The sequence below is a fragment of the Streptomyces sp. MST-110588 genome (assembly GCF_022695595.1).
In the GTDB taxonomy this organism is placed as follows: Bacteria; Actinomycetota; Actinomycetes; order Streptomycetales; family Streptomycetaceae; genus Streptomyces.
This window is the reverse complement of the sequence record NZ_CP074380.1, coordinates 4,911,827-4,933,168: the sequence shown is the minus strand read 5'-3', so window position 1 is coordinate 4,933,168 and position 21,342 is coordinate 4,911,827. Positions and strand designations below refer to the sequence as shown.

Below are 21,342 nucleotides of genomic sequence, written 5' to 3'. Positions count from 1 at the left end.
CCGCTCCCGGCCGCGCCGGCACCGGTTTCCGTGCCCGTACCGGTTGCCGCCTCCGTACCGGTTGCCGCCTCCGTACCGGTTGCCGCCTCCGTACGGGTGCCCGTGCCCGTGCCCGCGCCCTCGGCGTCGCCCTCGCGCATCGGGATGCGGACGCCACGCTCGGCCGCGACCTCCTCGGCGCGCTCGTACCCCGCGTCGACATGGCGGATGACGCCCATGCCCGGGTCGTTGGTCAGTACCCGGCGGATCTTCTCGCCCGCCAGCGGCGTGCCGTCGGCGACCGTGACCTGGCCCGCGTGCAGGGACCGGCCCATGCCGACCCCGCCGCCGTGGTGGATGGAGACCCACGACGCGCCGGAGGCGACGTTGACCATCGCGTTGAGCAGCGGCCAGTCGGCGATGGCGTCCGAGCCGTCGCGCATGGCCTCGGTCTCCCGGTACGGCGAGGCCACCGAGCCGCAGTCGAGGTGGTCGCGGCCGATGGCGAGCGGGGCGCGCAGGGTGCCGTCGGCGACCATCTCGTTGAAGCGCTCACCCGCCTTGTCGCGCTCGCCGTAGCCGAGCCAGCAGATGCGGGCCGGCAGGCCCTGGAAGTGGACCCGCTCACCGGCCATCTTGATCCAGCGCGCCAGCGACTCGTTCTCCGGGAAGAGGCCGAGGATCGCCTTGTCGGTCGCGGCGATGTCCTTCGGGTCGCCGGAGAGCGCCGCCCACCGGAAGGGGCCCTTGCCCTCGGCGAACAGCGGCCGGATGTAGGCCGGGACGAACCCGGGGAAGTCGAAGGCCCGCTGGTACCCGGCGAGTTTCGCCTCACCGCGGATGGAGTTGCCGTAGTCGAAGACCTCGGCACCGGCGTCCATGAAGCCGACCATGGCCTCGACGTGCCGGGCCATCGACTCGCGCGCCCGCTGGGTGAAGTCGGCGGGCTTCTCGGCGGCGTACGAGGCCATCTCGGCGAAGTCGATACCCACCGGCAGATACGCCAGCGGGTCGTGGGCGGAGGTCTGGTCGGTCACGATGTCGATCGGCGCGCCCTCGGCCAGGAGCTGCGGCAGCACCTCGGCGGCATTGCCCAGCAGGCCGATGGACAGGGGTTTGCGCTGGTCACGAGCCTCGACGGCAAGCTGGAGGGCGTGCTTGACGCTGTCCGCGCGGACGTCCAGGTACCGGTGCTCGATGCGCCGCTCGATCGCGCGCGGGTCGCAGTCGACACAGATCGCCACGCCGTCGTTCATGGTGACCGCGAGCGGCTGGGCGCCGCCCATGCCGCCGAGTCCGGCCGTCAGGGTGATCGTCCCGGCGAGCGAGCCGCCGAACTTCTTGGCGGCGACGGCGGCGAAGGTCTCGTACGTGCCCTGGAGGATGCCCTGGGTGCCGATGTAGATCCACGAACCGGCCGTCATCTGCCCGTACATGGTCAGTCCCAGGGCCTCCAGCCGCCGGAACTCCTCCCAGTTGGCCCAGTCGCCGACCAGGTTGGAGTTGGCGATCAGGACGCGCGGCGCCCATTCGTGGGTCTGCATCACGCCGACCGGGCGGCCGGACTGGACGAGCATCGTCTCGTCCTGCTTGAGCGTCGTCAGGGTGCGCACCATCGCGTCGAACGAGCGCCAGTCGCGGGCCGCCTTGCCCGTGCCGCCGTAGACGACGAGCTGGTCGGGGTGCTCGGCGACCTCGGGGTCCAGGTTGTTCTGCAGCATGCGCAGGGCTGCTTCCTGCTGCCATCCCCGGGCGCTCAGTTGCGTACCGCGCGGTGCCCGCACGGGTCGCGGTCCTGACATGGGCCGTGCCTCCCTGACGTCGTATGGATCGAGCTATTCACATACTGGCGTCGGTGAATACGGCTAGTCAACAGGTACGGCGCGGGTCGCGGGCGGGCCCGCCGGGGTACGGGAAGGCGCCCCGTCATGGGCCTCGCCAGGGGTTTCTTCAGGAACGGACCGGGACGGCGGCGGGGCGTCCGGCGGCGTACGGCCGGACCTTGCTGACGTACGGCCGGGCTCCGGCGACGTACGGTCGGACTCCGGCGACGGCGTACGGCGGCGGGACAGATGCCGTACGTCCGGTACGCACAGCACCACCGCCGTCAGCAGCACGATGAGCGCCGCGCAGCCCCACAGCGCGGCCGTCCGCCCGACCGCCTGCTGCACGGGACCGGCCAGAGCCGTGGCGAGCGGGACCATGCCCACCGAGCCCAGCCAGTCGTAGGACGAGACACGCGAGAGCCGGTCCTCGGGAACCTCCTGGTGGAGCGCCGTCATCCAGGACACCGCGAACACCTCCACACATATCCCGCACAGCAGCATCACCCCACTCAGTCCCGGCGCGGACAGCCCGACCGCCAGCGCCGCCGGGCTCAGCGCGAGCGGGAAGACCGCGCAGACCCCGGCGAGCAGCATCCGGCGCGGCTTCCAGCGCGTCATGACCAGCGCGCCGAGCACCGTGCCCGCACCGAACGCCGCCAGCGCCAGCCCCCACGGCCCCGCGCCGCCCAGCCGTTCCCGGGCGACCAGCGGCCCGTACACGGACTGCGCGGCCGTCAGCACCGCGTTGACGACCGCGAACTGCGCGACCACCGACCACAGCCACAGCCGTCCGGTGACCTCCCGCCACCCCTCACGCACCTCGCGCAGCAGCCCGCCGCCGCGCTCCCGGCGCACCGCCGGCCCGACGTCCAAGAAGGCGCGCAGCGCGGCGGCCAGGGCGAAGGCGGCGGCGTCGGCCGCCAGCACCCAGCCCGGCCCCACGGCCGCCACCAGCGCACCGCCCAGTGCCGCGCCGCCGATCGCCGCGCCGTTGACCCCCGTCCGGAAGACCGCGAAGGCCCGCCCCGCCTGCGGGCCCGACACCCCGGCGAGCAGCATCCCCTCGGAGGCGGGCGCGAAGAACGCCTGCCCCGTCCCGCCGAGCGCCGCCAGCAGCACCATCTGCCACAGCCGGGGCTCCCCCACGAGGACCAGCGCCGCGAACGCCGCCTGGGAAAGGCAGTTGAGGACATTGGCGGCGACCATGACGCGATGGCGCGGCAGCCGGTCCGCGACCGCCCCGCCCACCAGCAGGAACAGCACCAGCGGGACGGTACGGGCGGCGGCGACCAGCCCGATCTGCGTGGCGCCGCCGCCGCTGCGCAGCACGGCGAACGCGGCGGCGATCAGCGCGCCCGCGCTCCCCAGGCCGGTGATGGTGGCGGCGGCGGTCAGCAGAAGGTAGTTGCGGTCGGCCCAGGGGGCACGGCGCGCGGCCTTGCGGAGCCGCCGGACCGAGGTCATCGGCGCAGGTCGGCGCCGGCCCGGGCGTACTGGACGACGTACATGCCCGGGCGCGCCGTGAACTCCTCGCCGGCCCAGCCGCCGTGCCGGGCAACGCGCCGCAGCCCGCCGAGTTCCGCCATCAGGTCCAGCTCGGAGGGCCAGGTGTAGCGGTAGTGCACCGGCTGGATCCGTACGCCCTCCTCCTCCGACAGCACGATCGACTCCAGGGAGACGACCTGGTCCACGGGGTCCAGCCGGGCGGTCTCCATCCAGACGCCGTCACCGCGCCGCCCCAGGTGCGAGACGCGGGTGCCGGAGCGGGTGAAGGAGTCCAGCACCGGTACGGGTGCCTCCACGACCAGCCGGCCGCCCTCGGCGAGCACCCCGGCCGCGGCGGCCAGCGCGGCCCGCTGCGCGCTGCCGTCGGCGAGCGAGCCGAGGGTGTTGAGCACGCAGTAGACCAGGTCGTAGGCGCCGCTCCCGTCCGGGGCGAGCAGGTCCTCCCGTACGGTCATGTCACCGACGGCCGTGCTGAGCCGCCCGTCCAGGCCGCGGGCACGGATCTTGCCGTGCAGCACCTCCAGCATCGCGGGCTCCAGGTCGATCCCGTGGACGCGGATGCCGCGCTCGGCCAGCGGGACGGCGACCCGGCCGGTTCCCACGCCCAGCTCCAGCGCACGGGGGACATCGCAGTCACCGGCCGGCGCGCCTTCGCAGCGGCGGGCGAAAGCCTGGCGGGCGAGCGCGGTCAGGACGTCGGCGGCCTGCCCGGCGGCGGGCCCCTCGGGCACGACCGTGTCGTACACGGAGGCCCAACGCGGCCCGTACGTCTCTTCGTTGGCGATCATCGCGGCTCTCTTCCCGTACGGTCGGTCCGCGGCGTGGCGCAGCGCAGGAGCGGGCCGCGCGGCGTGAGCATGGTCCCGAAGTGCGGGACCGGGCGGCTGCGGCCGTCCCGTGCCACGGTGTGGACGGCGTGGTGCGCGGCGAGCCGGGCGGTGCACAGCACCAGCAGCGTGGTGCCCAGCGCGCTGCCGATGCACACCCGACTCCCGGCACTGAAGGGGATGTAGGCGTGCTTGTGCCGGGCGCCGCCGGTGGTGCCGTCGGCGAGCCAGCGCTCCGGGTCCAGCCGCCACGCCGTACCGCCCCACCACCGGGGGTCGCGCTGCACCAGGTACGGGCTGAACAGCACCGTCTCCCCGGCCCGCAGCCGGTGCCCGGCGAGCGTGGTGTCGCGAAAGGCCCGGCGGCCCATGAGCCAGGTGGGCGGGTACAGCCGCAGCACTTCTTTGACGAGCGACTCGGTGAAGGGCAGCCGGCCCTGTGCGTACGCGTCCGCCAGGCCGTCCTTGTGGGGCGTTGCCTCTTCGGCGACGCGGGCGGCCAGCGCCGGATCGCCGGCGAGGGTGTGGGCGATCCAGGCCAGGGTGACGGCGGGGACGCCGTGGGCCGCCAGCAGCGTGCCTTTGACGAATCCCGTGACGGTCTCGAAGGTCAGGTCCTGGCCGGCCGCGGCCCCCAGGAGCATGGAGGCCAGATCCGCGCCCCGGCCCTCGGCCCCCGTGCCCTGTTCCTCGGCCCCCGTGCCCTGTTCCTCGGCTCCCGTGCCCCGGTCCAGGTCCTTCCGGATGGCGAGGAGCTGTTCGATCAGGGCCGTGTTCAGCTCCTGGTCGGCGCGGGCGGCCCGGCGCATGGCCGGGTCCGGTGCCCAGCGCGGGCGCTGCCAGGAACGGTTCATCAGCACCATGAAGGCGTCGAACCGCCGCTCCACCGCGGCCACCACCCGCGGGCTCTCCCGCCCGAGACAGATACGGGTCAGTACGGCGCCGGTGTAGTCCGTGAACACCCTTACGGGGTCGAAGGGCCGCCCGGCGGTCGCCTCCAGGGCCACCGCGAACCGGTCGGTGATCTGCCCGCCGTAAGGCAGACACGCCTTCGGCTTCAGGGCTTTCCAGGCGGGGCGGCGGGCCCGCATCCACGGGCTGGTCTCACCCGTCGGCGCGGGGCCGCCGGAAAGGATCGCGTCCTCGGAGAGGAAATCGGTGTTGGTGCGGACATGGACGTCACGAATGGCGTCGGGATCGGCCACGACGACCGACGTGTCGTCGAAGCGGAAGAAATCGCCGTACCGCGCGTGGTTCGCCCGCAGAAAGCCGACGCGGTCCTTCTCGTAGTCCCGTACGTTTCCCAGCAGGGGCCTGCCGCGCGGTCCCAGGATTTCCCGGCCGCCCGGTGCCGCCAGTTCTTCCGCAGCCATGGCCATGTCCGTCCGCTGTCCCCTTCTTTTCTTTTCACCCGGCGGGCCGGAGCGGCGTCCGGGAGCAGAGGCCGCTCCGGCCCACGGTCACCGGCCTGTTCAGCCGACGTGGATGTAACGGCCGCCCATGGTCGCCTTCGGGAAGGCGTCGAAGTGGATGTAACGGCCGCCGACCTTCGACTTCATGCCGAGCGCGCGAGTGATGGCCTTCGCCATGTCAATCCCTCTTTCCGTGTCCTCCGGGAGTCTCCGGTTGAGACGTCCGCGGTTTTCCTTTGTCCGCCGCGGTCCGGCCTTTGTGGCCCGGCCGCTGCTTACGGGGATTACTCTGCCGGGCCGGCGAACCGGCCGACAGTCACGGTTTCGCGGTACCGGAGGGAACCTTCCCGCCCTTTCCGTGGCTGCCCGCGGCAAGGGCGAGCAGCGTGAGCTCTACGCGGTTGGCCACCCCGGTCTTGCCGCGGATACGCCGGATATAGGTGTCCACGGTGTGCGAACTCAGGCCCATGCGGCGGGCGATCGTGCCGTACGTGCAGCCCGCCGCGAGATGGGCCAGCACCTCGCGCTCGCGCTCGGAGAGCATGGAAAGCACGTCCTGAAAACTGTCGCCGCCCATGCGACTGTCCACACCGTTGTCCATGTCGTCATCCAAACCGTCTCTGTTTTCCGTCACGACGTCGTCCCGCCTTTCTGGTGAAAGCGTGACCGCTATTCCCGGACCCGGGTCAGGGCCCAGCCGCGGAGGGAGGAATTCAGCGCCAAGGCCCGGCGGACGACCGCCACGGCGGCGCGGGCGGATTCCCCGTACGGGGCACGGGTGTAGACGCCCAGGTCGATGTGTCCGGGGCCGGCCCGCGCGCTGACGTGCTCGACCCGGTCGGCCGGGGTCGCCGCGGCCCACAACAGGTCCACCAGCAGCGGGGCCTGGAGCCCGTGCGGCGGCGGATGACCGGTTCCGGTCAGGGTGATCAGGGTCAGGCGCATACCGGTTGCCGTGCGCGCTCAGTCCCAGATCAGGCTGCCGGTGGCGCGCAGAATCAAAAGAGCCATGGGAACACCCCTGTCTGATGTGCGAGGTCTGTGGCGGGTACGTACGGGACGTACCGGCCGCCCGGTGAGCAGTACTTTCGCCCGATGCCCACGGGCGGAAAAGGGTCTTGGCCACGGCGGAACCTGCCAGGCCGTTTTGTGCCAGACCTCGCCGCACCTCTTGCCGGGAGCCACAGGCACACCACCAGCCTCAACGGCCCCGAGGGCGCGGCCCGCTCCCGTACCCGTACGCACCCACCCGTACGGCCGTTGATCCGTTGTTGATGCGCACCGGTGGACAATGCGCGCACCTTGGGGCAGTAGCACTCCCCCGCCCCAGCAGAAACGTACGTCACCGCAGACGGCAGGAGTGGACGCGTGCTCGTAGCGTTGGGACTGAAGTCGATACACGAGTCGGTGTACCAGGCGATGCTGAAGCACGACACCTGGGGCGTCGCCGAGCTGGCCGCCCATCTCGCCTTCACCGAGGACGAGGTACGAGCCGCCCTGGACGCCCTGTTCGAACTGCGGCTGATCCGCGAGTCGTTCGATGCACCCGGCCGGTTACGCGCCGTGGACGCCGGCACCGCACTGCGCGCCCTGCTGGACCGGCAGCATGAGGAACTCCTGCGCCGGCAGCGGCAGGCGGCGGACCGGCACGCGGCCATCGCCCGCATGATCGCCCAGGCCGCCGCGCACGCCTGGGACCACGGCGCCGCCCTCCCCGCCGGCGGCGCTGCCCCGGGCGGCACCGAACAGCTCCTGGGCATGGACGCCGTACAGCAGCGGCTGGAGCAGCTCGCCGAGGAGGCCGCCGAGGAGATCCTCACCTTCATGCCCGGCGGCGCCCAGTCCGCCGCCGCGCTGGACGCCGCCCGCCGCAACGACGCCCGGGTGCTCGCCCGGGGCGTCAGCATGCGCACCGTCGGCCTGGACAGCCTCCGGCAGGACCCGCCGACCCTGGCCCATGCACGCTGGCTCACCGGCCGCGGCGCCGCATTCCGTACGGTGGCCGCGCTGCCCCCGCGCATGATCGTCGCCGACCGCCGCGCCGCGCTCGTCCCCCTGGACCCCGCCGACACGCGCAAGGGCGTCCTGTACGTGACCTGCCCCGGCGTCATCGCGTCCCTGACCGCGCTGTTCCTCCAGGTCTGGGAACACGCCACCTCACTGGGCGCCGACGCGCCCGCACCCCGCCCGGGCCTGAGCGACACCGAACGCGACCTGCTCCACCTGATCGGCCAGGGATACACGGACGAGGCCGCCGCGACCAGGCTGCACATCTCGCCCCGTACGGCCCGCCGCATGATGGCGGCCATCATGGAGCGCCTGGGCGCCCGCAGCCGCTTCGAAGCCGGCCTCAAGGCCGCCCGGGAAGGGTGGCTTTGAGACCGGCGTGAGCGTCGTACGCCTGGGTCTGTGTGCCGTACGCCGTACGCCGTGCGCCGGGCCGCCTGGCTCCGCGCGCCGTGCCCCGGCCGGCGGTCACCGGCGTGACGTCATCGGAATCAGCGGACGAAACAGCGGACGAATCAGACGAATCAGAGGACGAAGCCCTCGGGGAAGGGGTCGGTCGGGTCCAGGTAGTGGTCGCCCATGCCGGTGATCCAGGCGCGGCCGGTGACCGTGGGCGTGACGGCCGGACGGTCGCCGACCCGGTCGGTGCCGACCAGGCGCCCGGTGAAGCGGGTGCCGATGAAGGACTCGTTCACGAAGTCCTGGTGGAGGGGGAGTTCCCCACGGGCATGGAGCTGGGCCATGCGTGCGCTGGTGCCCGTGCCGCATGGTGAGCGGTCGAACCAGCCGGGGTGGATGGCCATGGCGTTGCGGGCGTCGCTGCCGCCCGGCCCGGGGGTGCCCGGGGCGGTGAACTGGACGTGGCGGCAGCCGGAGATCGTGGGATCGGTGGGGTGGACGGGACGGTTGTGTTTGTTGATGGCGTCCATGACGGCCAGCCCGGCGGCCAGGATGTCGTCCTTGCGGGCGGTGGTGAAGGGGATGCCCAGGGCGGCGAGCGGGGTGATGGCGTAGAAGTTGCCGCCGTAGGCCATGTCGTAGCGGATCTCGGCGGTGTCCAGGCCGAGGTCCCGTTCCAGGGCCGGCACCTCGACGGTCGCGTCGAGTTCGTGGGCGTAGGAGGCGACGTTGTGGATGGTGACGTGTTCGGCGCGGCCGTCGCGGACGGCGACCTCGGCCCGGACCAGCCCCGCCGGGGTGTCCAGGCTGACGGTGGTGACGGGCTCGGTGACCGTCACCAGCCCGGTCTCCACCAGGACGGTCGCCACCCCGATCGTCCCGTGCCCGCACATGGGCAGGCAGCCGGAGACCTCGATGTAGACCACGCCCCAGTCGGCGTCCGGGCGGGTGGGCGGCTGGAGGATCGCGCCGCTCATCGCCGGGTGCCCGTGCGGCTCGTTCATCAGCAGCCGGCGCAGGTGGTCGAGGTGTTCGACGAAGTGCCGGCGGCGGGCGGCCATGGTGGCGCCGGGGATCACCCCGAAGCCGTCCGTGACGACCCGCGTGGGCATGCCCTCGGTGTGCGAGTCGACCACGCTGAAGCGGCGGGCCCCGGCCGCCCACCGTGGGGCCCGGGGCGGGCGGGAGGTGTGGGTCGGCCGGGACCGCTCCGCCGCCATCAGTCGGCCGCTTCCAGGGCCTGGACGGCCTGGACGGCGCGCTGCATGTCGGCGTCCAACTGCTTGAGGAGGGCCGCGTCCAGCGGTCCGCGCGGCGGCCGGCAGGGGCCTCCGTAGCAGCCGACGAGGTCCATGGAGTGCTTGATCGCCTGGACGAACTCGGTGCGCGAGTCCCAGCGGAAGGCGGCGACCAGCGGCTCGTACAGGGCCCTGGCCTCGGCCAGACGGCCGGCGCGGGCGAGGTCGTACAGGCGTACGCACTCGGCGGGGAAGACGTTGGGGAAGCCGGCGAACCAGCCGGTGGCCCCCATCAGCAGCGCCTCCAGCACCAGGTCGTCGGCGCCGGCCACGACCTCCAGCCCGGGCGCGTGCTCCTTGATGTGGAGGATGCGCCGGATGTCGCCGGAGAACTCCTTGACCGCGACGACGTTGTCGATCGCGGCGATCTCGCGCAGCATCTCGGGGGTGAGGTCGACCCTGGTGTCCAGAGGGTTGTTGTAGACCATGACGGGCAGGCCGACGGCCGCGACCTGCGTGAAGTGCTCCACCACCTCGGAGGTGTTGGCGCGGTAGAGGGTCGGCGGCAGGCACAGTACGCCGTCGGCGCCGTCCTCGGCGGCCAGTTCCGCCCAGTGCCGGGCCTGGTGGGCGCCGACGCCGTGCACGCCGACGACCACCGTCGCGTCCCGGCCGACGGCCGCCACGGCCGTACGGGCGACCGCGCGCCGCTCCTCGTCGGTGAGCGAGGAGTACTCCCCCAGTGAGCCGTTGGGGCCCACACCGTGACACCCGTTGTCGACGAGCCGGCGGCAGTGCTCGGCGTACCGGTCCAGGTCGGGCCGCAGCCCGGCGGGCGCGGTGGCGTCCTCGGCGTACGGGAGGGTGGTGGCGACGATGACACCGGTGAGCGCGGCGGAGGAGGCGCGGGCCGGGGACTCGGCCGGTGCCTGGGCCTGGGGCGAGGGCTTGGCCGACGGCTTGGTCGAGGACTTGGTCGGGGGCTCGGTCGGGGGCGTCACATCATTCGTCATATGGCGTCCTCTCGGAAGCGGGGTGATCGGGTTCCTGAGTGATGCGGTCGGATTGCGGTTCCGAGTGATCCGGCAGGGGCTCGGCCGGTACCGCGGCGAGGTCCGCGAGGCGGACCGGCTGGGCCAGCGGACGGCGGTCGGCGGTGTGCGGATCGGGGAGACCCGCCGGGAGACCGGGGAGACCGGTAGCAAGGCCGGCCGGGAGACCGGTCGCGGGGCCGGCAGGAAGGCCGGTCAGGAGCTCGGCCGCGTTACGGGCACAGATCCGGCCCTGGCACGGGCCCAGCCCCACACGAGTGGTCAGCTTGAGGGCACGCATACCGTCCGCACCGTGTTCCCGGGCACCGGCGCGCAGTTCCCCGTACGTCACTTCCTCGCAGCGGCAGATCAAGGTGTCCGGCCGGAGCCAGGACCGCCAGCCCGGCCGTACGGGATGGGCGGCGGCCAGCAGCCGGGCGAAGCGGCGGCCCGCCAGGACGCGGCGGCGGGCGGCATCCGCGCGGGGCAGGTCCGGCCGCGCGCCGAGGTGGGCCGCCGCCGCGATACCGGCCACCTCGCCCTCGGCGGCGGCCAGTTCCGCGCCGCCGATGCCGGTCGGCTCGCCCGCCGCGTACACGCCGGGGACGCTGGTGGCCTGCCAGGCGTCGACGGCCACCCATGCGTTCGCACGCAGCGCGCACCCCGCGGCGAGGGCGAGTTCGAGCTGCGGCGTGAACCCGTACCCGACGCACACCGCGTCCACGCCCGTCACCCGCCGCTCACTGCCGGGCCGTATCCGCCAGTTGGGGGTGAGACGGGCGACGCTCACCGACTCGACGCGCTCCCCTCCGTGAGCCGCGACGACCGCGTGGCGGGGGCGGTAGGGAACGCGGTGGCGGGCCAGTTCGGCCGCGTACCCGGCGAGTTCGGGGAGTTTTCCACGGCCGTCCCGGAGAGCGGCGAGCGGGGAGCGCAGCCAGGCGGCGGGGGAGCCCGCCTCGTACACGGCCAGTACCCGGGCACCGGCCGCCAGCAGCGAGGAGGCGACGGGCAGCAGGAACGGGCCGGTGCCGGAGAGGACCACGCGGCGGCCGATCGCCGTCCGCTGCCCCTTGGCGAGCGCCTGGGCCGCGCCGGCCGTCACCACGCCCGGCAGGTCCCAGCCGGGGAACGGCAGTGCCCGGTCGTACGCGCCGGTGCACAGGACCAGGGCGGACGCACGGACGGTACGGGGCGGCCCGCCGGCGGCGTCGGCGGGGCCCTGCTGGAGGTGGACGGCCCACGCGGAGGGAGCGCCTTCGGCTCGCGGGGCGCGGGGGTGGCCGGGTCCTGCGGGGCGTGTGGGGCGTCCGGGACGTGCGGGGCGCAGGGGTCATCCGGAGCGTGCGGGGCGTGTGGCAGGGGTTCCAGGGCCCAGACCGCCGTACGGGAGAGCCGTTCGATGCGCGGATGGGCGTCGATCTCCCGCTCCCAGGCGGGTACCGGCGCGTCCGGGGCGCGTCGGTGGTACTGGCCGCCGGTCCGGGGGCCGTCGTCCACAAGGATGACGCGGACGCCCGCGTCGGCGGCGGCGAGCGCGGCCTGGGTGCCGGCGGGCCCGGCCCCGATCACCACTACCGGCCCGGCCTGCCGTCCGGCGTTCGGCCCGGCGTTCCGCCCGGCCTTCCGCCCGGTGTTCCGCCCGGCGCCCGATCCCGCCTCCGCCCCGGCACCCGGTCCGGCCGCCGTTCCCTCCCCGTCAGCCACGGTCCGCCTCCGCCGAGGGCAGTTCCGCCCCGTTCTGCGTACGGATGTCATCGCCGTCCTCGACCTCGCGGCGGCAGGCCCGTACGTCCGGCAGCCCGTTGACGACGACCAGGCAGTCGTGGCAGACGCCGATCCCGCAGAAGACGCCGCGCGGGCGCCCGCCCCGGGTCGTACGCCAGGACACCCGGCCCGCGGCCAGCAGGACCGCGGCCACCGTCTGGCCCGGCCGGGCCGGCCGCCGCTCACCGTCCACCGTCACACGGAACACGACAGCCCCTCCGATCCTTCCGCCCCCGACCCTGACCCCGGACCCGGGCCCGCCCCTGAACCTGGCCCCGACCCTGAATCCGACCCCGGCCCTGACCCCGACCCCGACGTCCGGATCCGCTCAGGGTCCGCCCCCAGTCCCAGCCCCGGCCGGTCCACGCGGAACGGCGCGGGGTCCACGAGCGGCGGCTCGCCCGCGTACAGCCCGGCCAGGAGTTCGCCGGTGGCCGCCGCCAGGCCGATCCCCGCCCCCTCGTGCCCGGTCGCGTGCCACAGACCGGGCCGCCGCGGGTCCTCACCGATGACCGGCAGATGGTCGGGGGTGTACGGGCGGAAGCCGCCGTAGGCCCGTATCACCGGCACCCGTCCCAGCGCCGGGAACAGCGCCATCGCGTTGCGCGCCAGCTCCCGCAGGACCGCGACCCGCACGGTCGCGTCGAAGCCGACGCGCTGCCGGCTGGAGCCGATCAGCACGGTTCCGCCGTGCGTCGACTCGACCACCGCCGAGGTCCGCAGGTCCGCCTCGCCGCTGCCGACCGCGCCCACGTACCCGGCGTCGTACACCTTGTGCCGGACCGTGCCCGGCGGCAGCGCGGTGGTGACCAGGACCATGCCCCGGCGCGGCAGTACGGGCAGCGGGGCGCCGGCCGCCTCGGCGAACCGGCCCGCCCAGGGTCCGCAGGCGTTGACGACCGCGCCGCACGGCAGCGGACCGGCACAGGTCCGTACGGCCGTGACCCGTCCGTCCGCCGCCTGCTCCACACCGAGCGCGGTGACGCCCGTACGGACCTCGGCACCGCGGGCACGGACGGCGGCGAGCAGGGTGGTGGCGGCCAGCACCGGCTGGAGCTGGGCGTCTTGGGGGTAGTAGGCGGCGGCGCGGACGCCGGGCGTCAGATGCGGTTCGTACGTGGACACCTCGTCCGGCGAGATGTCGTGGACCTGGACGCCGGCGCCGCGCTGGGCCGCGGCGAAGGCGCGTAACCGCTGGGCGCCCGCGTCTTCGAGGGCGACGACGAGGCCGCCCTTGGCCTCGTACTCGCAGCCGTACGCACCACCGCGAGCACCGCCGTACGCGCCACCGTGCGCACCATCGAAAGCAGCGCCGTACGCACCGTCGCGCGCATCGCCGTACGCACCGCCGCCGCCCAGTTCCGCCAGAAGCCGCGGCCAGCGCTCCAACGAAGCCTGTGTGAGCGCGAGTTCGGGCCCCGGCGGCTTGTCGGAGACCAGGAGATTGCCTTCGCCGCTCGCGGTCGTGCCGGAGGCGAGCGGCCCGCGGTCCAGGACGGTGACCCGTATGCCGCGCCGGGTGAGGGATTCGGCGCAGGCGGCGCCGATGATCCCGCTTCCGACGACGATCACGTCGGGGTGGCCGACCACAGGTTGACCGGTCTGGACGCGCGTGACTCGCATGCACCGCACCGCCGTTCCGCGAGGGATCTTTGCACCGGAGCGCCGTGACGCTATTGCCGCCGCCACCGCGTGGTCAACACCTCGGCACAACTGATCGGCGACGGACAGCGAACGATCAGTAGCGGAAAATCGGTAGCGAACGATCGGTGTCGGGGGCCGGATGCGCCGCAAACCGTAAGAGGCTCGGCCCCGTCCGAGCGGCGGCAGCCGGGGTCCGCGGTTTCCCTGGCAGCCGGACCCGGTGAATGGTGAAGTGGTCCCATGAGCGCCACGCCCGACCGGCCCCCCTCTGTCCCCTCCGACACCTCCCCCGACGCTTTCTCGGACACCTGCTCCGCCTCCTCCGACACCTCCTCCACCTCCGGAGCGGACCGCCACCGTGCCGTACGGGCCGCCGTCGAGCGCGGGCTCGTCGGCCCCGACCAGCCGGTGGCCGGTCTCCTGGACGTCACAGGAATCCGCCGGTCCGCCGCCGAACTCCACGCCGCCTTCAACCGGTTCATGCCGCCGGGCACCCCGGTCCTGCACGCCTTCGCCGTCAAGGCCGCCTCGCTCGTCCCCGTCCTGCGGCTGCTCGCCGACGAAGGGCTGGGCTGCGAGGTCGCCAGCCCCGGCGAACTGGCGCTGGCCCGCGCCGCCGGGGTCCCCGCGTCCCGGACCGTCCTGGACTCCCCGGCCAAGACCCCGGCCGAACTGCGCGAGGCACTGGACCTGGGCATCGCCGTCAACGCCGACAATCCGGAGGAACTGGAGAGAATCGACGCGTACATCCGGCGGACGGGACGTACCGGCGGAGCCGACGGCCCCGGCAGAACCGGCAGAACCGGCGGCACCAGCGGCACCGGCGACCCCGCACCCACCACCTCCCCCCTCGGCCTCCGCGTCAACCCGCAGATCGGCGGCGGTCGCATCGGTGCGATGAGCACCGCCACCACCACCTCCAAGTTCGGCTTCGCGCTGCGCGACCCGGGCGCCCGCGACCAGGTCGTACGGGCCTGCCTGGACCGTCCGTGGCTGACCCGGCTGCACGCCCACGTCGGCTCCCAGGGCATGGCTCCCGCGCTCATGGCCGAAGGCGTACAGGCGCTGTTCGACCTCGCCGAGGAGGTCAACGAGAAGGCCGGCCGGGCACAGATCACCACCCTGGACATCGGCGGCGGCCTCCCCGTGAACTTCGCCTCCGACACCACGGCGCCCGACTACGACGCGTACGCGGCCCTGCTGCACTCCGCCGTCCCCGGGCTCTTCTCCGGCCGCTACGGCCTGGTCACCGAGTTCGGCAGGTCCCTGCTCGCCAAGCACGGCACGGTCCTGGCCCGCGTCGAGTACGCCAAGTCCGCCGGCGGCCGGCCGATCGCCGTGACCCACGCGGGCGCCCAGGTCGCCACCCGTACGGTCTTCGCCCCGGCCGCCTGGCCGATCCGGGTCGCGGCGTACGACGGGCGGGGCCGCCCCAAGACCGGCGCGCCGGTGCCGCAGGACGTCGCCGGGCCCTGCTGCTTCGCCGGCGACCTGGTCGCCGAGGACCGCCCGCTGCCGCTCCTGGCGTCAGGCGACCACGTCGCCCTGCTGGACACCGGCGCCTACTACTTCTCCACCCACTTCGCCTACAACTCCCTGCCCCGGCCCGGCGTTTACGGCTATACGACGGCGGAGGACGGCACCGTGCGCTTCGCGACCGTACGCTCCCCGCAGACCCTGGAGGAGCTGACCACCGAAAGCGGCGCCGCCCACCGCGACAGCCTCTCCGGGCTCTGACTCCGCTCGGCTGCGCTGGGCACCGCTCGGCACCGCTTCCGGTCCAGCGGGCCGCCGGCCCGGCAGGTCAGCGGCCCGGCTACCCGGCCGTCCGCACGGCGTCAGCGGCCCCGGCGGTCGACCGCCCACCGGCCCACCGGCCTGCCGACCAGCCTGCCCACCGGCCTGCCGGCCTGCCCGCCCCGCCGCCTTGCCGGCCTCTCGCCGGACCGGCGCCTTCCCGCCGCCCGGCCCCGCGTCCCCCGCCGCCACACCGGTCGTCAGATATCCGCGCACGTCCTTGCCCGCCGCGCCGCCCCGTACGGCCGACTCCGGACGTACCCACAAGAGCGCGTCGTGCGCCCGCTCCCAGCGCCCCAGCCACAGCGCCTTGGCCCACAGGCCGACCGCGCAGCCGGCCATCAGCAGGCCGCCGGCGGCGGGCAGCGCGAAGGATGAGGCGACCGCGGCCAGGAACGCGACCAGCAGCCACCAGCGGTGGGCCCGTCGCCAGAGCCGCAGCGTGACCGCCCGGTCCTGGAGGATCACCGACCTGCCGGCCCGCGACCCCGCGCCCGCCAGCGTCATGTACCGCTTGCGCCGTACCGCGAAGACCACGAACGCACCGAGCACGAAAAGCGCCGCTCCGGCGAACAACCCGATCCGCCGGCCGGTCAGCCCCGGCACCAGTGCACCCGTCCCCGCGGCCAGCAGCCCCGGCCACCACAGCCATCCGGCGGGGGCCCGTACCACCACCGCCACCCGCGCCAGCGCCATCGCTCCGCGCCCCACGACCGACCTCCTCCTGCCCGGATCCGTTCCTACGGCGGCGGATGGTAGCCAGTACGTCTGAGGATTTCCTGAGTACGCGACGAGTCCCCGGTACGCGACGAGTCCCCCGGTGAGCGAAGAGTCCCCTACGACCGCGCAAGCAGCAGGCAAGGACTACGCACGAGGCGAGAACTCACTTCTTCCCGTGACCGCCCTTCCCCTGACCGCCCTTCTCCTGATCACCCTTCCCCCGCGGCCAGAGCGCGATCGCCACCAGTACGGCCGCCCAGATCCCCAGCGGCGCCAGCGGCCAGTAGAAGCGCAGTTCATGGTCCTTCAGACACTGCACACCCCAGATCGCCGAAAGGATCACGCCGCCGCCGAGCCAGTAACGCCACTCGGCCAGCCATTCCCGCAGGTCCGCGCGGTCGCGCTCCTCGCGGGTCAGCGGCGGGGCGGGCAGGTCGGCGGTCAGTTCGGTGAGTTCCTCGCTCGTACGGGCCTCCAGGGCCAGTTGCGAGCGGGCCGCGTGTTCCTTGACGTCGAGCCGGCCCTCGGAGAGCGCGGCGGAGAGCACCGCGAGCGCGCCCTCGCGGTCCTGGTCCGAGACGCGGATGGCAGGTTCGCGCCGGTCACTTTGCTCACTGCGGCCACTCCGGTCGTCCATGGATGGAGTCCCCCTTCGGTACTGGATCCCCGGGCGGTACACCCCGGGCCGTATCTTCAGAATACGACTGTATCCTAAAGAGCCGTGGGCGGGCCGGGCGATCTTCGGCGGAAGCCGGGGCAAGCTGGACGGACGCCACATGAACGCCACTCAGACGCCACACGGCGGCTGCGCGAAAGAGAAAAAGAAGAGCGGGAGCGGCATGCCCAAAACGGTGGACCGGGACGAACAGCGCCGGCAGATCGGTGACGCCCTGCTGCGCCTGGCGTCCGAACGCGGCCTGGACGAGGTCAGCGTCCGTACGGTGGCCGCGCACAGTGGCCGCTCCCCCGGAGCGGTGCAGAAGTACTTCCGCTCCAAGGACGAGATGCTCGCCTTCGCCGCCGAGCTGGCGGGCGAGCGCATCGAGGCACGCATGGGCCGCGTCGACCCCGGCCTCCCACTCCGCGCCGCGCTACGGGATCTGGTGCTGGCCACCCTCCCGGTCGACGCGGAACGCCGGGCCGAGGCAGCGGCCCAGCTCGCCTTCGCCGGCCGCGCCGCCCACCACGCCGCACTCGCCGAGGTCCGCCGCCGGATCGACCGGGAGGTACGCGAGGCACTCGCGGGCTGGCTGGCCTCCGCCGGGTACGGGCACGGCCCCGACCCGGCCGCGGACTGCCTGGCCGTCGCCGACGCCGTGATCGCACTCTCGGACGGTCTGGCACTGCGCATGCTGTACACCCCACAGGACCACGAGGCCCTGCTGCACGCCCTGGACCGCGGCCTGGAAGCGCTGGTCCCCCCACACCCGCCCACCGACGGACCGAGCGCCCCATAGGGGGCTGGACACCACATACGAGAACGATGAATTCGCCCCTGTGACCGGCCGGGCGAAAAGAAATGCCACATGCCGAAGGTGCCGGACCGGGACGCCCCCGCTACGTGGTCCTATATGGTCCGCCCGCCGACGGTGGCTCCCGCCGCGGTGAGAAGTCCGGCGGTTTCGGGGTGGGGGCCCGCGTTGGCCCAGTCCAGCGGGGAGCGGCCGGTTCCGTGATCCTCGCGCCGGTTGGGATCGGCACCGTACGCCAGCAGTTCACGCACCGTTTCGGTGTGTCCCCAGCACGCAGCCGCGCACAGCGCCGTGCCCTCCGCGCCGGGTCCGCCGCCGCTCTCGGTGTCGGGGCAGGCGCCGGCCTTGAGGAGCAGGCGGACGATGTCCGCTTCACCGTTGACGGACGCCAGGTACAGAGGGGTCGTACCGTCACCGTCCGGCTGGTCGGCCGCGATCCCGGCCCGCAGTACCGCCTTCACGGTGGCGGTGTCACCCGACAGGATCGCGACGAACAGGCGCCGGGAGAGCTTCTTGTGCTGCCGCTGGTTCATGAGGGCCGAGGTTAACGACCGGATACGTGGCGAAGCCAGTCATATTGTTATAGATTTCCTGGATTTCATGGATTGCCGGGGCAGTCAGCCTGGGTCCAGGTCGCTGTGAGGTCACGGCAGACGACGGTGAGCGAGCCGTTCCAGAACGCGATCTCGTGGCTGCAGCCGTCCTGGTGGGGCAGGACCTCGTCGAGGATCACGGTCCCCAGATGTGGCCAGTCCTCGCCCCCGGCGCTCGCGGCATGGCAGCCGAAGACGCCCGTGTAGCGGATGACCAGGTCTTCGTCGTGCTTCCAGCAGTTGTGCCGGAAGTGGATCTCCATCTGCCGGTCATCGGATCCGATACCCCGGACGTGCCGGAGTTCCAGGTCCTTCACACATCGCTTGCTGGAGAAGTCGTAGTGGCCTGGGGCAGTGGCGAAGCTCCGGGCTCCGGCCGGCAGGTCCTCGACCAGCGAGGGCAGATGCTCCAGGTACCGAGCAGGGGACAGGGCGCCTGACAGGTTGCCGACCTGTGCACCCAGATCGATGTACTTCATCGTCCTTCGTTCGTTCCTGCTCGTGGCTCTGCTGACCGACGAATCCTCGCACGAGCTCCACGCCGTCGGCCGGGGCCGGTCACTCCACGAAGAGGTTGCGGGCCGCCGCCTTCGCGTCGAACTCCTCCAGGCGGGCCTGGGCGTCGGGGAGGGCGTCACACATCGCCTCCAGGAGCACCCGTCCGAGCAGCATCGGCGCGCACGCCGTGTCGAAGGCCAGGCCGGTACCTACCGGCGCGGGCAGCAGCAGGTCGGTGTGGCGGGCGACCGGAGCGAAGGCGCTGTCGGCGACGGTGACGACGGTCAGTCCCGCCGTACGGGCGTACTCCAGGGCGTCCGCGACCTCACGCGGATGACGCGGCAGCGCGAAGCACAGCAGCGCGCTCGCGCCCGCGCGCACCGCGGCGTCGATGCGGTCGGTGAGCATCGTGCCGCCCTCGTCCAGCAGCCGTACGTCCGGGTGCACCTTGCGCGCGAAGTACGCGAAGCCGCCCGCCTGGGCGGTGGCGGCACGCAGCCCCAGGACCGGCAGCGGGCGGGAGGCGGCGAGGAGTTGACCGGCGCGTACGACCGGGGCCGGGTCGGCGAGGGCGGCGGCGAGGTGCCGGAGGTTGTCGATCTCCGCCTGCACGGCCTGCTGGTATTCGTTGTACGAGCCTTCGGCGGCGGACCCGGCGGGGGCGGGCGCGACCTCGCGCAGGTGCTTGCGCAGCGCGGGGTAGCCGTCGAAGCCGAGCGCCACCGCGAAGCGGGTCACCGAGGGCTGGCTGACGCCGGCCAGTTCGGCCAGTTCGACGCTGGAGAGGAAGGGCGCGTCGGCGGCGCGGCGCACCATGCAGTGGGCGATACGGCGCTGGGTGGGGGTCAGCCGGTGGCCCTCGAACAGCTTCTGCAGCCGCGCCGCGCCCTCGCCCGTACCACTGCCGGACGTACTGCCGGACGTACTGCCGGCAGTGCCCGTGCCGCTGCCGCCGCTGTCCTCGCTCATCGCCGCCGTCCTTCCGGCCGTGGTCCCCGTCCCCGTCCCCGGTCCCGGTTTCCGTTCCCGGGGCCTCCTTTTTACCTCAGGATATTGACCACCCATTCAACCGACCCCACCCCTGCATGAATTCATGCAGGGGATTCGCCACGCAGCGGGGAAAGTACACAGATCACTGATCCCCGACGGACACCCTTCGCGCTGTGCTCGCCGCGGCTCCCCCGGGCGGCACCGGCATCTCCCGGCCCGTCGGCTGCCCGCCCCCACCCTCCTCATACGGTCCGCCATCCGCCACGGCACCGCCGGGTGCCACCGCCGAATCCGGGGGTTAGCCCTACTGCCGGAGCCCTTCTGCGTACGTAATCTCACCAGCATGGCGACCAAAGACCCCGAGCTGACGAAGGAACTCAACGCGACGCTCCAGACGCGCAAGGAACTGGGACCGGAGTACGAATCAGAGCTCGTCGAGTCCTTCCTGGAAAAACTTGACCGGACGATCGACCAGCGGGTGCGCAGGCAGCTCGCCGAGCAGCAGTTGCAGGTCGCCCGCGGTGCCCACCCACCGCGCGGCCGGCCCGGCGGCGGCAGCGGCTTCGGCGGGCGCTTCGGTTTCGCCACGGTCTCGCTCGTCCTGGCCGTACCGCTGTCGGCGATAGGCGCCGCCCAGGCGCACCTGACCGGGCTGCTGGTGTCCTGGGCCGGTGTGATCGGCGTCAACATCGTGCACGGCACCGGGTTCTTCGACCGGCTGCGTCACCCGCACCCGGATCCGCCCCGGCAGGAAGGAGGCTGGAGCTGAGCGGCACACCACGGCGGCGCCCGGTGAAGGCTTCGGCGGGGACCGCCGCACCCCGGCCGGGCCGGGGGCGGGACGACGGCGGTCCCCGCGAGGAACGCGGACCGGCAGGCCGGCCGGCGCGTCCTGGCGATCGTGGAGTCCGGGAGCCGCTCCGGAGGTCCGTATCGCCGCACCGACCAATGTGCCGCACCTGTGTTAAGCCCGTGCTGCGCGGACGTGACGCATACGTACACCTTGCGCCGCCGGCCCGTTTCCTGACGGCCATCTGACGCGAAACACGCGAACAGCCCCCGCCGTAGGCTTCCACTGTCCGGGCCTGCCAAGGTCTGACTGGCCTGACTAGAAGTCAGCCACCGGTGTGGTCAGGTCGAAGTCCGTCAGGGGCCTTCCTTCCGGCTCGATCTTGCTGCCCTCACAGCGATGGCACTTCTGCGTGTTCTCCATGTACCCGCCCCCCGGTTGAGGGGCTGCCGGGTGATCACGAACCCGTACCCCTTGCAGCGCTGGCACGGCTGGGCGCGTTCCACACCCTCTTCGACCCGCAGGGTGGCCTGTGCTTCGTACACGTCGTGCTTGGCCTGGCACACCGGACACAGGGCCAGCAGCCGCCCGTCCGCGTCCCTCGCCCGACTCCGCTCACCACAGACGCAGGGGAAGTTCACTGGCATCGCGATCACCGCCACAGATCAGACGTCGGAGTCTGGACCACAGGTGTAGCACCGGAGCTTGCCCGCCCCTCCGGTGGAGCTGTTCTGAACGATAGCGGTGTCGCCGCTACCACAGTGGAGGCATCGCGGCCCCGGCACCCGGGCGGTGAATGTTCCGGCTGAACGCCCGCCGACCAAGGTGGCCGCCCCATGAGGAGCT

At 73.0% G+C, this 21,342-nt stretch carries 19 protein-coding genes and 2 pseudogenes; 4 read left to right on the top strand and 17 right to left on the bottom strand.

Going from position 1 to position 21,342, the window contains the following annotated elements; genetic code table 11:
* Positions 1-125: 125 nt before the first annotated feature.
* From hutU to KGS77_RS21655, 6 genes and pseudogenes are all read right to left on the bottom strand, one after another.
* Positions 126-1,781 (bottom strand): annotated as a pseudogene (gene hutU / locus KGS77_RS21680) (urocanate hydratase); the annotation flags it as partial.
* A gap of 63 nt (positions 1,782-1,844) precedes the next feature.
* A complete protein-coding gene (locus tag KGS77_RS21675; RefSeq protein ID WP_242584385.1) occupies positions 1,845-3,269 on the bottom strand; it encodes an MFS transporter in 1,425 nt (474 codons plus the stop codon).
* Positions 3,266-4,099, bottom strand: a complete 834-nt coding sequence (locus tag KGS77_RS21670) for a class I SAM-dependent methyltransferase (protein ID WP_242584383.1) — start codon at positions 4,097-4,099, stop codon at positions 3,266-3,268. Before KGS77_RS21670 ends, KGS77_RS21675 begins: the two co-directional genes overlap by 4 nt.
* Positions 4,096-5,511 carry a cytochrome P450 gene (locus KGS77_RS21665; protein ID WP_242584381.1) on the bottom strand — a complete coding sequence of 472 codons (1,416 nt, stop codon included), beginning with the start codon at positions 5,509-5,511 and terminating at the stop codon, positions 4,096-4,098. Before KGS77_RS21665 ends, KGS77_RS21670 begins: the two co-directional genes overlap by 4 nt.
* A 355-nt stretch (positions 5,512-5,866) precedes the next feature.
* The gene (locus KGS77_RS21660) at positions 5,867-6,184 is read right to left on the bottom strand and encodes a helix-turn-helix transcriptional regulator (RefSeq protein ID WP_242584379.1); all 318 of its coding nucleotides are present in this window, start codon (positions 6,182-6,184) and stop codon (positions 5,867-5,869) included.
* 35 nt (positions 6,185-6,219) lie between these two features.
* Complete coding sequence (locus KGS77_RS21655; protein WP_242584367.1) at positions 6,220-6,495, bottom strand: hypothetical protein; 276 nt, start codon at positions 6,493-6,495, stop codon at positions 6,220-6,222.
* Positions 6,496-6,918: 423 nt separating this feature from the next.
* Here KGS77_RS21655 and KGS77_RS21650 point away from each other — a divergent pair, with 423 nt between their 5' ends.
* Positions 6,919-7,929 (top strand): helix-turn-helix transcriptional regulator, encoded by a 1,011-nt coding sequence (locus tag KGS77_RS21650; RefSeq protein ID WP_242584365.1) that lies wholly within the window; start codon positions 6,919-6,921, stop codon positions 7,927-7,929.
* A gap of 152 nt (positions 7,930-8,081) precedes the next feature.
* Here KGS77_RS21650 and KGS77_RS21645 read toward each other — a convergent pair whose 3' ends face one another.
* From KGS77_RS21645 to KGS77_RS21620, 6 genes are read right to left on the bottom strand one after another with little or no spacing between them, the layout of a single operon-like run.
* Entirely contained in the window at positions 8,082-9,176 is a 1,095-nt protein-coding gene (locus tag KGS77_RS21645) for a proline racemase family protein (protein WP_277994250.1), read from the bottom strand.
* Positions 9,176-10,207 carry a dihydrodipicolinate synthase family protein gene (locus KGS77_RS21640; RefSeq protein WP_242584363.1) on the bottom strand — a complete coding sequence of 344 codons (1,032 nt, stop codon included), beginning with the start codon at positions 10,205-10,207 and terminating at the stop codon, positions 9,176-9,178. The genes KGS77_RS21645 and KGS77_RS21640 overlap by 1 nt, the downstream gene beginning before the upstream one ends.
* Complete coding sequence (locus KGS77_RS21635) at positions 10,197-11,363, bottom strand: NAD(P)/FAD-dependent oxidoreductase (protein WP_242587607.1); 1,167 nt, start codon at positions 11,361-11,363, stop codon at positions 10,197-10,199. Before KGS77_RS21635 ends, KGS77_RS21640 begins: the two co-directional genes overlap by 11 nt.
* Complete coding sequence (locus KGS77_RS21630) at positions 11,327-11,932, bottom strand: FAD-dependent oxidoreductase (RefSeq protein ID WP_277994249.1); 606 nt, start codon at positions 11,930-11,932, stop codon at positions 11,327-11,329. Before KGS77_RS21630 ends, KGS77_RS21635 begins: the two co-directional genes overlap by 37 nt.
* On the bottom strand, positions 11,925-12,200 hold the full coding sequence (locus KGS77_RS21625) for a (2Fe-2S)-binding protein (RefSeq protein WP_242584361.1): 276 nt from the start codon (positions 12,198-12,200) through the stop codon (positions 11,925-11,927). Before KGS77_RS21625 ends, KGS77_RS21630 begins: the two co-directional genes overlap by 8 nt.
* Positions 12,188-13,615 (bottom strand): FAD-dependent oxidoreductase, encoded by a 1,428-nt coding sequence (locus tag KGS77_RS21620; protein ID WP_242584359.1) that lies wholly within the window; start codon positions 13,613-13,615, stop codon positions 12,188-12,190. Before KGS77_RS21620 ends, KGS77_RS21625 begins: the two co-directional genes overlap by 13 nt.
* A gap of 261 nt (positions 13,616-13,876) precedes the next feature.
* On the opposite strand from KGS77_RS21620, the gene KGS77_RS21615 reads away from it, so the two are divergent.
* The gene (locus KGS77_RS21615; protein WP_242584357.1) at positions 13,877-15,373 is read left to right on the top strand and encodes a diaminopimelate decarboxylase; all 1,497 of its coding nucleotides are present in this window, start codon (positions 13,877-13,879) and stop codon (positions 15,371-15,373) included.
* A 216-nt stretch (positions 15,374-15,589) separates the two neighbouring features.
* On the opposite strand, the pseudogene KGS77_RS21610 reads toward KGS77_RS21615, so the two are convergent.
* Positions 15,590-16,144, bottom strand: a pseudogene (locus KGS77_RS21610) (hypothetical protein); the annotation flags it as partial.
* Between the two features lie 172 nt (positions 16,145-16,316).
* A complete protein-coding gene (locus KGS77_RS21605; protein WP_242584355.1) occupies positions 16,317-16,790 on the bottom strand; it encodes a DUF1707 domain-containing protein in 474 nt (157 codons plus the stop codon).
* Between the two features lie 139 nt (positions 16,791-16,929).
* Between KGS77_RS21605 and KGS77_RS21600 the strand changes: the two genes are divergently transcribed.
* A complete protein-coding gene (locus KGS77_RS21600; protein ID WP_242584353.1) occupies positions 16,930-17,610 on the top strand; it encodes a TetR/AcrR family transcriptional regulator in 681 nt (226 codons plus the stop codon).
* A gap of 110 nt (positions 17,611-17,720) precedes the next feature.
* On the opposite strand, the gene KGS77_RS21595 is transcribed toward KGS77_RS21600, so the two are convergent.
* The 3 genes from KGS77_RS21595 to KGS77_RS21585 form a co-directional block, all read right to left on the bottom strand.
* Positions 17,721-18,158, bottom strand: coding sequence for an ankyrin repeat domain-containing protein (locus KGS77_RS21595; RefSeq protein ID WP_242584351.1), 438 nt, complete (start codon positions 18,156-18,158; stop codon positions 17,721-17,723).
* Between the two features lie 65 nt (positions 18,159-18,223).
* Entirely contained in the window at positions 18,224-18,697 is a 474-nt protein-coding gene (locus tag KGS77_RS21590; protein ID WP_242584350.1) for a hypothetical protein, read from the bottom strand.
* Between the two features lie 79 nt (positions 18,698-18,776).
* Positions 18,777-19,685: a MurR/RpiR family transcriptional regulator gene (locus KGS77_RS21585; protein WP_242584348.1), complete on the bottom strand. Its 909-nt coding sequence runs from the start codon at positions 19,683-19,685 to the stop codon at positions 18,777-18,779.
* 364 nt (positions 19,686-20,049) lie between these two features.
* On the opposite strand from KGS77_RS21585, the gene KGS77_RS21580 reads away from it, so the two are divergent.
* A complete protein-coding gene (locus tag KGS77_RS21580) occupies positions 20,050-20,475 on the top strand; it encodes a hypothetical protein (protein WP_242584346.1) in 426 nt (141 codons plus the stop codon).
* Positions 20,476-21,342: the final 867 nt, after the last annotated feature.

Bases quoted from the DNA above. Each gene is read 5' to 3' on its own strand.
- KGS77_RS21620 (WP_242584359.1), bottom strand. From the start codon at position 13,615: ATGCGAGTCACGCGCGTCCAGACCGGTCAACCTGTGGTCGGCCACCCC.
- KGS77_RS21640 (WP_242584363.1), bottom strand. From the start codon at position 10,207: ATGACGAATGATGTGACGCCCCCGACCGAGCCCCCGACCAAGTCCTCG.
- KGS77_RS21645 (WP_277994250.1), bottom strand. From the start codon at position 9,176: ATGGCGGCGGAGCGGTCCCGGCCGACCCACACCTCCCGCCCGCCCCGG.
- KGS77_RS21595 (WP_242584351.1), bottom strand. From the start codon at position 18,158: ATGAACCAGCGGCAGCACAAGAAGCTCTCCCGGCGCCTGTTCGTCGCG.
- KGS77_RS21605 (WP_242584355.1), bottom strand. From the start codon at position 16,790: ATGGACGACCGGAGTGGCCGCAGTGAGCAAAGTGACCGGCGCGAACCT.
- KGS77_RS21580 (WP_242584346.1), top strand. From the start codon at position 20,050: ATGGCGACCAAAGACCCCGAGCTGACGAAGGAACTCAACGCGACGCTC.
- KGS77_RS21665 (WP_242584381.1), bottom strand. From the start codon at position 5,511: ATGGCTGCGGAAGAACTGGCGGCACCGGGCGGCCGGGAAATCCTGGGA.
- KGS77_RS21675 (WP_242584385.1), bottom strand. From the start codon at position 3,269: ATGACCTCGGTCCGGCGGCTCCGCAAGGCCGCGCGCCGTGCCCCCTGG.
- KGS77_RS21600 (WP_242584353.1), top strand. From the start codon at position 16,930: ATGAACGCCACTCAGACGCCACACGGCGGCTGCGCGAAAGAGAAAAAG.
- KGS77_RS21585 (WP_242584348.1), bottom strand. From the start codon at position 19,685: ATGAGCGAGGACAGCGGCGGCAGCGGCACGGGCACTGCCGGCAGTACG.
- KGS77_RS21655 (WP_242584367.1), bottom strand. From the start codon at position 6,495: ATGCGCCTGACCCTGATCACCCTGACCGGAACCGGTCATCCGCCGCCG.
- KGS77_RS21590 (WP_242584350.1), bottom strand. From the start codon at position 18,697: ATGAAGTACATCGATCTGGGTGCACAGGTCGGCAACCTGTCAGGCGCC.
- KGS77_RS21670 (WP_242584383.1), bottom strand. From the start codon at position 4,099: ATGATCGCCAACGAAGAGACGTACGGGCCGCGTTGGGCCTCCGTGTAC.
- KGS77_RS21615 (WP_242584357.1), top strand. From the start codon at position 13,877: ATGAGCGCCACGCCCGACCGGCCCCCCTCTGTCCCCTCCGACACCTCC.